Source organism: Shigella sp. FC1567 (assembly GCF_001743015.1).
GTDB classification, from domain to species: Bacteria; Pseudomonadota; Gammaproteobacteria; order Enterobacterales; family Enterobacteriaceae; genus Escherichia; species Escherichia coli.
The window spans coordinates 1-10711 of record NZ_MIIV01000057.1 but is presented as its reverse complement, the minus strand read 5'-3'; the positions used below and the strand labels follow the sequence as shown (position 1 = coordinate 10711).

General features: G+C 55.1%; 10 protein-coding genes and 3 pseudogenes. 8 read left to right on the top strand and 5 right to left on the bottom strand.

Annotated elements, in window-relative coordinates:
* The 4 genes from BHE85_RS04865 to BHE85_RS04850 all read left to right on the top strand — a co-directional run.
* A partial coding sequence (locus BHE85_RS04865; RefSeq protein ID WP_000317683.1) for an IS1 family transposase occupies positions 1 to 261 on the top strand: 261 nt, incomplete at its 5' end.
* A 138-nt stretch (positions 262 to 399) separates the two neighbouring features.
* A complete protein-coding gene (gene folD / locus BHE85_RS04860; protein ID WP_000729155.1) occupies positions 400 to 1266 on the top strand; it encodes a bifunctional methylenetetrahydrofolate dehydrogenase/methenyltetrahydrofolate cyclohydrolase FolD in 867 nt (288 codons plus the stop codon).
* Position 1267: 1 nt separating this feature from the next.
* The gene (gene ybcJ, locus BHE85_RS04855; RefSeq protein WP_000190288.1) at positions 1268 to 1480 is read left to right on the top strand and encodes a ribosome-associated protein YbcJ; all 213 of its coding nucleotides are present in this window, start codon (positions 1268 to 1270) and stop codon (positions 1478 to 1480) included.
* Positions 1481 to 1586: 106 nt separating this feature from the next.
* Positions 1587 to 2108 carry a metal-dependent hydrolase gene (locus BHE85_RS04850; protein WP_039063994.1) on the top strand — a complete coding sequence of 174 codons (522 nt, stop codon included), beginning with the start codon at positions 1587 to 1589 and terminating at the stop codon, positions 2106 to 2108.
* Between the two features lie 35 nt (positions 2109 to 2143).
* Here BHE85_RS04850 and cysS read toward each other — a convergent pair.
* Positions 2144 to 3528 (bottom strand): annotated as a pseudogene (gene cysS, locus BHE85_RS04845) (cysteine--tRNA ligase).
* 173 nt (positions 3529 to 3701) lie between these two features.
* Between cysS and ppiB the strand changes: the two are divergent.
* The 4 genes from ppiB to purK all read left to right on the top strand — a co-directional run bounded on the left by ppiB (position 3702) and on the right by purK (position 6612).
* The gene (gene ppiB, locus BHE85_RS04840) at positions 3702 to 4196 is read left to right on the top strand and encodes a peptidylprolyl isomerase B (protein ID WP_000256002.1); all 495 of its coding nucleotides are present in this window, start codon (positions 3702 to 3704) and stop codon (positions 4194 to 4196) included.
* A gap of 2 nt (positions 4197 to 4198) precedes the next feature.
* The gene (lpxH, locus tag BHE85_RS04835) at positions 4199 to 4921 is read left to right on the top strand and encodes a UDP-2,3-diacylglucosamine diphosphatase (protein ID WP_000212252.1); all 723 of its coding nucleotides are present in this window, start codon (positions 4199 to 4201) and stop codon (positions 4919 to 4921) included.
* Between the two features lie 117 nt (positions 4922 to 5038).
* Entirely contained in the window at positions 5039 to 5548 is a 510-nt protein-coding gene (purE, locus tag BHE85_RS04830; RefSeq protein ID WP_001295318.1) for a 5-(carboxyamino)imidazole ribonucleotide mutase, read from the top strand.
* Entirely contained in the window at positions 5545 to 6612 is a 1068-nt protein-coding gene (gene purK / locus BHE85_RS04825; RefSeq protein WP_000815585.1) for a 5-(carboxyamino)imidazole ribonucleotide synthase, read from the top strand. The genes purE and purK overlap by 4 nt, the downstream gene beginning before the upstream one ends.
* Positions 6613 to 6748: 136 nt before the next feature.
* Here purK and BHE85_RS04820 read toward each other — a convergent pair.
* The 4 genes and pseudogenes from BHE85_RS04820 to fdrA all read right to left on the bottom strand — a co-directional run.
* Positions 6749 to 7640: pseudogene (locus BHE85_RS04820) on the bottom strand (carbamate kinase).
* Positions 7637 to 8452 carry an oxamate carbamoyltransferase subunit AllH family protein gene (locus tag BHE85_RS04815; protein WP_000152521.1) on the bottom strand — a complete coding sequence of 272 codons (816 nt, stop codon included), beginning with the start codon at positions 8450 to 8452 and terminating at the stop codon, positions 7637 to 7639. Before BHE85_RS04815 ends, BHE85_RS04820 begins: the two are co-directional and overlap by 4 nt.
* Before the next feature lie 10 nt (positions 8453 to 8462).
* A complete protein-coding gene (locus BHE85_RS04810; protein ID WP_000495343.1) occupies positions 8463 to 9722 on the bottom strand; it encodes a YlbE family protein in 1260 nt (419 codons plus the stop codon).
* Between the two features lie 9 nt (positions 9723 to 9731).
* Positions 9732 to 10619 (bottom strand): annotated as a pseudogene (gene fdrA / locus BHE85_RS04805) (acyl-CoA synthetase FdrA); the annotation flags it as partial.
* Positions 10620 to 10711: the final 92 nt, after the last annotated feature.

Below are 10711 nucleotides of genomic sequence, written 5' to 3'. Positions count from 1 at the left end.
ACACTGGAGCGTCTTCTGAGCCTGCTGTCGGCCTTTGAGGTCGTGGTATGGATGACGGATGGCTGGCCGCTGTATGAATCACGCCTGAAGGGAAAGCTGCACGTTATCAGCAAGCGTTACACTCAGCGCATTGAGCGACATAATCTGAATCTGAGACAACATCTGGCAAGGCTGGGACGGAAGTCACTGTCGTTCTCAAAATCGGTGGAGCTGCATGACAAGGTCATCGGGCATTATCTGAACATAAAACACTATCAGTAAGTTGGAGTCATTACCCCTAACCTTCGCAAGAGGTCGCTTCACGCGATAAATCTGAAACGAAACCTGACAGCGCGCCCCGCTTCTGACAAAATAGGCGCATCCCCTTCGACCTACGTAACAGATGGAATCCTCTCTCTGATGGCAGCAAAGATTATTGACGGTAAAACGATTGCGCAGCAGGTGCGCTCTGAAGTTGCTCAAAAAGTTCAGGCGCGTATTGCAGCCGGACTGCGGGCACCAGGACTGGCCGTTGTGCTGGTGGGTAGTAACCCTGCATCGCAAATTTATGTCGCAAGCAAACGCAAGGCTTGTGAAGAAGTCGGGTTCGTCTCCCGCTCTTATGACCTCCCGGAAACCACCAGCGAAGCGGAGCTGTTGGAGCTTATCGATGCGCTGAATGCCGACAACACCATCGATGGCATTCTGGTTCAACTGCCGTTACCGGCGGGTATTGATAACGTCAAAGTGCTGGAACGTATTCATCCGGACAAAGACGTGGACGGTTTCCATCCTTATAACGTCGGTCGTCTGTGCCAGCGCGCGCCGCGTCTGCGTCCCTGCACCCCGCGCGGTATCGTCACGCTGCTTGAGCGTTACAACATTGATACCTTCGGCCTTAACGCCGTGGTGATTGGCGCATCGAATATCGTCGGTCGTCCAATGAGCATGGAACTGTTGCTCGCAGGTTGCACCACTACCGTGACTCACCGTTTCACTAAAAATCTGCGTCACCACGTAGAAAATGCCGATCTGTTGATCGTTGCCGTCGGCAAGCCGGGCTTTATTCCTGGTGACTGGATCAAAGAAGGCGCAATTGTGATTGATGTCGGCATCAACCGTCTGGAAAATGGCAAAGTTGTGGGCGACGTCGTGTTTGAAGACGCGGCTAAACGCGCCTCATACATTACGCCTGTTCCGGGCGGCGTTGGCCCGATGACGGTTGCCACGCTGATTGAAAACACGCTTCAGGCGTGCGTTGAATATCATGATCCACAGGGTGAGTAACATGGCGACATTTTCTTTAGGTAAACATCCGCACGTTGAGCTGTGCGATTTGCTGAAACTGGAAGGCTGGAGCGAAAGCGGCGCGCAGGCGAAAATCGCGATTGCCGAAGGCCAGGTGAAAGTCGACGGTGCGGTTGAAACGCGCAAACGCTGCAAAATCGTCGCCGGTCAGACAGTGAGTTTTGCAGGTCACAGCGTACAGGTTGTTGCCTGATCCCTTTCCCGCCTGTATCAACAGGCCGGTTCTCTTTTCAGACTTTTGCCCTCTACGCCCCGTTCATCCATGCTGATAGCATCGACATTTTGCCGAAGCGACCATCATGCCAACCGTTATTACGCACGCCGCCGTTCCCCTATGCATTGGTTTAGGGTTGGGTTCGAAAGTCATCCCTCCGCGTCTGTTATTTGCCGGAATCATCCTGGCGATGCTGCCCGACGCCGACGTATTGTCGTTTAAATTTGGCGTTGCTTACGGCAATGTTTTTGGTCATCGCGGGTTTACCCATTCGCTGGTGTTTGCGTTTGTTGTCCCGCTGTTATGTGTGCTGATTGGACGCCGATGGTTCAGGGCTGGGCTTATTCGCTGCTGGCTGTTTTTAACCGTCTCGTTGCTATCGCACAGCTTGCTGGATTCGGTAACCACTGGCGGTAAGGGCGTTGGCTGGCTGTGGCCGTGGTCAGATGAACGCTTTTTCGCTCCCTGGCAGATGATTAAAGTCGCGCCGTTTGCATTGTCTCGTTACACCACGCCGTACGGGCATCAGGTGATAATTTCTGAATTGATGTGGGTGTGGTTGCCGGGGATGGTGCTTATGGGAATGTTGTGGTGGCGCAGGCGATAACCGGATGCGAAAACTCGCATCCGGCAACAGCGCAATTACTTACGACGCCAGGTGGTCCCTTGCGGGCCATCTTCCAGCACGATCCCCATCTCGTTAAGACGGTCACGCGCCGCATCTGCCGCCGCCCAGTCTTTCGCTTTACGGGCATCCAGACGCTGTTGAATTAACGCTTCAATCTCAGCCACTTCGCTGTCGTCTGCCTGCGCGCCGCTTTGCAGGAACGCTTCCGGTTCTTGCTCCAGCAGGCCCAATACAGCGGAAAGTTTACGCAGGTGAGATGCCATTGCATTCGCCGCTGCCATATCTTCTGCTTTCAGACGGTTTACTTCACGCGCCATATCAAACAGTACGGAATAGGCTTCCGGGGTGTTGAAATCGTCGTCCATCGCTTCAATAAAGCGCGCTTCAAACGCTTCGCCACCGGCAGGCGCAACGGTTTTATCTGTGCCGCGCAGCGCAGTGTAGAGACGCTCCAGCGCCGCACGCGTCTGCTTCAGGTTCTCTTCGCTGTAGTTCAACTGGCTGCGATAGTGGCCCGACATCAGGAAGTAACGCACGGTTTCCGCGTCGTAGTATTTCAGCACATCGCGCACGGTAAAGAAGTTACCCAGCGATTTGGACATCTTCTCGCGGTCAACCATCACCATTCCGGAGTGCATCCAGTAGTTCACATACTGACCATCATGGGCACAGGTGGACTGCGCGATTTCGTTCTCGTGGTGCGGGAACATCAGGTCTGAACCGCCGCCGTGGATATCAAAGTGGTTACCCAGCTGCTTGCAGTTCATGGCCGAACATTCAATGTGCCAGCCAGGACGACCCGCGCCCCACGGAGACGGCCAGCTCGGTTCGCCCTCTTTCGACATCTTCCACAGAACGAAGTCCATCGGGTTGCGTTTGTCATCAACCACGTCAACGCGCGCGCAGCCTGCAGCTGGTCGAGATCCTGACGCGACAGCACGCCATAAGTCGGATCGGTCGGGACGTCGAACATCACGTCGCCGTTGTCAGCCACATAAGCGTGACCTTTGGCGATCAGTTGTTCAGTGAGTTCAATAATTTCTGCGATATGGTGCGTCGCGCGCGGCTCCATATCCGGGCGCAGAATGTTCAAAGCATCAAAATCTTTGTGCATTTCGGCGATCATGCGATCCACCAGCGCCACAAAGCTTTCGCCATTTTCATTGGCGCGTTTGATGATTTTGTCGTCGATATCGGTAATGTTGCGCACATACTTCAGCTTATAGCCGAGGAAACGCAGATAGCGCGCAACCACGTCAAAAGCAACAAAGGTACGCCCGTGACCGATATGACAGAGATCGTAAACGGTGATTCCACACACGTACATGCCGACTTCCCCGGCGTGAATAGGCTTAAATTCCTCTTTTTGGCGTGTCAGAGTATTGAAGATTTTTAGCATCGAAGATTCCGTTTAGACATGTGTGGGTAATTGAGTTGCGTATAATACCCATATTTCCCGCGCGAATCAGCATACATTGCGTGATGATCCGATCGTGCGGTTATGCTATAACACCACCCTATATATGACCCGAACCGGGTTGAAGCACCAATCAAACGGAACAGGATGCAAAAATGGTTACTTTCCACACCAATCACGGCGATATTGTCATCAAAACTTTTGACGATAAAGCACCTGAAACAGTTAAAAACTTCCTGGACTACTGCCGCGAAGGTTTTTACAACAACACCATTTTCCACCGTGTTATCAACGGCTTTATGATTCAGGGCGGCGGTTTTGAACCGGGCATGAAACAAAAAGCCACCAAAGAACCGATCAAAAACGAAGCCAACAACGGTCTGAAAAATACCCGTGGTACGCTGGCAATGGCCCGTACTCAGGCTCCGCACTCTGCAACTGCACAGTTCTTCATCAACGTGGTTGATAACGACTTCCTGAACTTCTCTGGCGAAAGCCTGCAAGGTTGGGGCTACTGCGTGTTTGCTGAAGTGGTTGAAGGCATGGACGTGGTAGACAAAATCAAAGGTGTTGCAACCGGTCGTAGCGGTATGCACCAGGACGTGCCAAAAGAAGACGTTATCATTGAAAGCGTGACCGTTAGCGAGTAATCGTGGCGACACTCTTTATTGCAGATCTTCATCTCTGCGTGGAAGAACCGGCGATCACCGCCGGTTTTCTGCGTTTTTTAGCGGGGGAAGCTCGCAAGGCCGACGCGCTGTATATTCTTGGCGATCTGTTTGAAGCGTGGATTGGCGACGACGATCCCAATCCACTCCATCGCCAGATGGCGGCAGCGATCAAAGCGGTGTCCGATTCCGGCGTTCCCTGTTATTTCATTCATGGCAACCGTGATTTTCTGCTCGGCAAACGCTTTGCCCGTGAAAGTGGCATGACGTTATTGCCGGAAGAAAAGGTGCTCGAACTTTATGGCCGCCGGGTGTTGATTATGCATGGCGACACGCTGTGCACCGATGACGCGGGTTATCAGGCTTTTCGCGCCAAAGTCCACAAACCCTGGCTGCAAATGCTATTCCTCGCCCTGCCGTTGTTTGTGCGCAAACGCATTGCCGCGCGAATGCGCGCGAACAGCAAAGAAGCCAACAGCAGTAAATCGCTGGCGATCATGGACGTTAACCAAAACGCAGTGGTCAGTGCGATGGAAAAACATCAGGTGCAATGGCTGATCCACGGGCATACCCATCGCCCGGCGGTGCATGAACTTATCGCCAACCAGCAACCTGCTTTTCGCGTGGTACTGGGTGCCTGGCATACGGAAGGTTCGATGGTGAAAGTCACGGCGGATGACGTTGAGCTGATTCATTTTCCGTTTTAAAAAAACCACAACTTTGCTGATTTCACAGCCACGCAACCGTTTTCCTTGCTCTCTTTCCGTGCTATTCTCTGTGCCCTCTAAAGCCGAGAGTTGTGCACCACAGGAGTTTTAAGACGCATGTCTTCCCGCAATAATCCGGCGCGTGTCGCCATCGTGATGGGGTCCAAAAGCGACTGGGCTACCATGCAGTTCGCCGCCGAAATCTTCGAAATCCTGAATGTCCCGCACCACGTTGAAGTGGTTTCTGCTCACCGCACCCCCGATAAACTGTTCAGCTTCGCCGAAAGCGCCGAAGAGAACGGTTATCAGGTGATTATTGCGGGCGCAGGTGGCGCAGCGCACCTGCCAGGCATGATTGCCGCCAAAACGCTGGTGCCGGTGCTGGGCGTGCCAGTACAGAGCGCCGCACTGAGCGGTGTCGATAGCCTCTACTCCATCGTACAAATGCCGCGCGGCATTCCGGTGGGTACGCTGGCGATTGGTAAAGCTGGCGCGGCAAACGCGGCATTACTGGCAGCACAAATTCTCGCGACTCACGATAAAGAGCTACACCAGCGTCTGAATGACTGGCGCAAAGCCCAGACCGACGAAGTGCTGGAAAATCCGGACCCGCGAGGTGCGGCATGAAACAGGTTTGCGTCCTCGGTAACGGGCAGTTAGGCCGTATGCTGCGTCAGGCAGGCGAACCGTTAGGCATTGCTGTCTGGCCGGTCGGGCTGGACGCTGAACCGGCGGCGGTGCCTTTTCAACAAAGCGTGATTACCGCTGAGATCGAACGCTGGCCGGAAACCGTATTAACCCGCGAGCTGGCGCGTCATCCGGCCTTTGTGAACCGCGATGTGTTCCCGATTATTGCTGACCGTCTGACTCAGAAGCAGCTTTTCGATAAGCTCCACCTGCCGACCGCGCCGTGGCAGTTACTTGCCGATCGCAGCGAGTGGCCTGCGGTGTTTGATCGTTTAGGTGAACTGGCGATTGTTAAGCGTCGCACTGGTGGCTATGACGGTCGCGGTCAATGGCGTTTACGCGCCAATGAAACCGAACAGTTACCGGCAGAGTGTTACGGCGAATGTATTGTCGAGCAGGGCATTAACTTCTCTGGTGAAGTGTCGCTGGTTGGCGCGCGCGGCTTTGATGGCAGCACCGTGTTTTATCCGCTGACGCATAACCTGCATCAGGACGGTATTTTGCGCACCAGCGTCGCTTTTCCGCAGGCCAACGCACAGCAGCAGGCGCAAGCCGAAGAGATGCTGTCGGCGATTATGCAGGAGCTGGGCTATATGGGCGTGATGGCGATGGAGTGTTTTGTCACCCCGCAAGGTCTGCTGATCAACGAACTGGCTCCGCGTGTGCATAACAGCGGTCACTGGACACAAAACGGTGCCAGCATCAGCCAGTTTGAGCTGCATCTGCGGGCGATTACCGATCTGCCGTTACCGCAACCAGTAGTGAATAATCCGTCGGTGATGATCAATCTGATTGGTAGCGATGCGAATTATGACTGGCTGAAATTGCCGCTGGTGCATCTGCACTGGTACGACAAAGAAGTCCGTCCGGGGCGTAAAGTGGGGCATCTGAATTTGACCGACAGCGACACATCGCGTCTGACTGCGACGCTGGAAGCCTTAATCCCGCTGCTGCCGCCAGAGTATGCCAGCGGCGTGATTTGGGCGCAGAGTAAGTTCAGTTAAGCAGGTGCTCATTTGATTGCCGGATGCGGCGTAAACGCCTTATCCGGCTTACCGCTCCGGTACCCATTGTAGGCCTGATAAGACGCGTCAAGCGTCGAATCAGGCATGGTGCACCGATTGCCGGATGCTCTCATCACTACAGCGAAATACAGGTCCCCGCTTCGCCCGCCAGCGTCTCTTCAATTCGCGATAACGCCCCAATCCACGCGGGTTTACTACGGCTTCTGACATAACCACTCACCGCCGTTACCTTCGGCCCCATCGAACCATCGGCTTTGGCAAATGGCGCTAACTCATCCGGTGTGGCATGGCGAATGGCACGTTGCTGCGGCGTTCCCCAGTTTTCATATACCGCATCAGCATCGGTGAGGATCACCAGTCCATCGGCATTAATCTGCTCGGCGAGCAACGCAGTGGCGAGATCTTTATCAATCACCGCTTCACTCCCTGCCCCATCTTCCGTCACAGGCACACCGCCGCCGCCACTGCAAATCACCACATGCCCCTCTTTGAGCAACAACTCGATGGCTTCGCTGTCGAGAATTTTACGCGGTTGCGGAGACGCCACCACCCGGCGCAAATATTTACCATCACGTTTCATCTGCCAGCCGTAAGCCGCTTCCAGTGCCTCTTGTTCTTCTGGCTGATAAACCGGACCAATAAATTTCTCTGGCTGCAAAAACGCCGGATCATCAGGCGAAACCTCAATGCGCGTCAGCACCGTCGTAACAGGCGGTATCTGCGGCTGTGCGCTCAAGCTCTGCGCCAGCATATAGCCTCATCCCCTGGCTTTCCGCCACCAGCACATCCAGCGGATACGGTTCTACCTCTTTCCACGCCAGATTCTGTAACGCCAGCAGCCCCACCTGCGGCCCGTTGCCGTGAACAATCGCCAGCCGATAAGAACGGGCCAGGCGTGCCAGCGCGGGTACAGCACTGGCGATATTGCGATATTGATTTTCCGCCGTCAGCGCCTCACCGCGCTGGAGTAAGGCGTTGCCCCCAAGAGCTACAACCAGTGTTTTCATGGTTTTCCTTGTAATAATTGTTGGCCAAGCCAGAACCCCAGCAGCGTATCTGCCCCTGACGTATGCCCCAGCGCCAGCAGCGAATCAATCGCAACAGCGGTACGTTTCGGGCAACTCAGAGCATGGACAAAGTGCAGGAGTGGCGAGGCGAAATATCCTTGCGCGGCATAACGTAAATAACTGACGCTCACCGCTGTGGTAACGAGTTGAAGATTGTCGGAACAGGCAAAAAACGGGCGACCGGCGCGCGCATCTAAAGCGCCATAATACCAAGCCGCCAGCAGCATTCCGCTCAACGTGTCATCATGACTTGGCGTTAATCCGGGGCCTTTACCCAGCCAGTGCCGCCAGTCGGTCTTAACGCCATTGAGCGCGGCCTGAAAACAGTGACGAAACTGGCGTAATTCAGCGGTCAGCGGATCGCTTGCCGCCATCGCCAGTGGTCCGAAAAGTCCGGTTTCCTCCGCGCGTTGCATCCATGCAGCTGCAAGCGGTTGAGGATGCGAAGGCGGCGTAATACGCAGCAAACAATAACGCTGTGGCTGTTTAACCGTGAAACGCCCGAGGCGAATCCCTTGAGCCACAACCTGTGGTCGTTCATTGCCGCATAATCCACCGCATAACGCATCGAATTGCGCGCGGCGAAGCACCCATCCTCCGGGGCCGAAACCACTACCCTGACGATGCAGCGTTAACAGTTCGCCGCTTTCCGTCATCAGGTTAATCGCCCGCCGCCACACTCCCGCTAACCGCCAGGACTGGCGATAATTCGGTGCGCTACTGCTGGCAAGCAGAGGATGGATGATCGTCATTGCGCGTTCCTCAACCAATCCCCATGCTTTCAGCCAGTGCTTCCAGCGCCTGTTCAAAGCACGCCAGCGGTGCCCGCACGGTGCCTGCGCCAATCTGCCCGATCCCCGCCTCTTTATGGGCGATACCGGTATTGATGAGTGGCGTAATGCCGGTTTCTACCACGCGACGAATATCCAGCCCCAGGCACGCGCCCTGAAAATCCCAGCCTGGGATCTGCAACTGCATATTGCGTTCAAGGTAAATTTCCGCCATCTCTTCAGATACCGCCCTGGCCGCTTCCATGCCACCCGCACCGACAAAGCGCGTTACGCCAGGCGCTGCGATCATTGCCGCACCTCCGATACCAAAGGTTTCGGTAATCGCGCTATCGCCCATATCCGGGTTCGCCTGCTCCTGCGAGAAGCCGGTGAAAAACAGACCTTGCGGAGTGTTTACAGGCGCAGTAAACCAGCGTTCACCCAGCCCGCTTACCCGAATCCCGAACATATTGCCGTTGCGGGTCATAGCCGTAACGATGCTGCCTGCGCGGATCATCGCGCCAGCATCCATCGCCGCCTTGCAGTAGGCCATCGCGAGGTTGAGGAAGAACTGATCGGTCACGCTGAGGAAATCGATCACTTCCGCAATGTGCTGTTTATCATGATCGAGGCGAGCAATTTGTGGGGCCAGCGTACGCATTAACAGTGCTGAGGAAGCAATATTGCGTTGATGGAACTCATCGCCCATCGTAATGCCCTGCGCCATCATCGCCGTGAGATCGATACCGCGCTCCATGCGCCCCAGCGCCGCGCTTAATACTGGCATTAACACATCGCGCATCCAGCGATGGCGAGTCAGGACATCTTCGCCGTAAGCGCCAAAACGCATCACTTTGCCGATACCTTCGTTGAGGTTGCAGTACGCCCGGTTGCCGTCGGTCACGTTCTCGACCACCAGCATCGGCATACTGGCAGAAGTAATGCCGCCCATTGGCCCGACGGCATTCACATGGTGACAAGGAATGAAGTTCACTTCCCCCTGCTCCAGCATCGCCAGTGCCTGCGCTTCATCTTTCGCCCAGCCTTCGAACAGACATCCGCCCACGCACGCCCCTTTCATGGGTCCGGTCATCTCCTGCCAGCGCATTGGCGGCCCGGCGTGAAGCAGTGTTTTGCCCTCGTTTAGTTCGCTGATAAGTGAAAAAGCCGGTTGCACATCCAGCCAGTGTGGACGAGCACGACGAATTTGTTCGATAACCGCAGCATTGGCTTGCGCCACTGATGTAAACATGGGAACCCCTTATTGCAAACGTTCTAATAAACGAGCCAGTTTTTTATTGCCGCCGGCGACTGGCGACCATTGGTAATGCACAACCGGTTTGCTGGCGCTTTGTAGCTCCAGCGCAAAGCTGCGTAATCCGATGTTAATCACGGCGACGTTTTCCAGTAATGACGGTGTATGTTGCTGTGCGGCAGGCGAGAGCGGATAAATTAACGCTGCCGCCAGCAAGGTGGCTTCCGGCAGCGAACTCACTACCGCGATCCCCGCATCTTCCAGCGTGGCGATTTGCTGCGAGCGGCATTGCGGGTCACGTTCAGTGCCTGTCACCGTGGCAATGGCATACAGTGGTTGATTATCTGAACGCGCGGCACAGGCTTTTTGCTAGGCGCTTACCAGCGAGGCGGCAGGATCGGCAGTCGCACCGAAGCCAATCACGACATCAAGTAGCAATACGCGCACTTGTGGTTTAGCGCCGAGATCGGCAATTAACTGGTTGCGTAAGGCTGGGTCGATCATCGGATGGGGACGCCCGACGGTGTAGAAATCATCGCCGAGGTCAATAATCTGGTGACCATCGGCGTCGAGCATCATGCCGTGATGATGGGTATCGTCGGCTTCCACGCCAAGGTGTCCAGCAAGTAATCCCGCCGCTTCGGCAGCCAGCGTACCGCCGGTATACAAACCGCAAATAAATCCGCTGCTGACAGGCGCTATTGCGTTACGTCGCGCCGTGACGCGTGAAAGCAGGCAAGCCAGGCGTGCGGCCTCATCCAGCGAGGAGGCAAACCAGACATTCTCGTCGCGGGCCACCGCCGGGGTATAACCTAAAAACAGCGCCACCATCGGTTTGCCGGTTGCTTTCATGGCATTAACAATTTTCAGACGCACAGCTTCGGCAGTGGATTTGCCCCTATATTTCCAGACATCTGTTATCACTTAACCCATTACAAGCCCGCTGCCGCAGATATTCCCGTGGCGAGCGATAACCCAGCGCACTA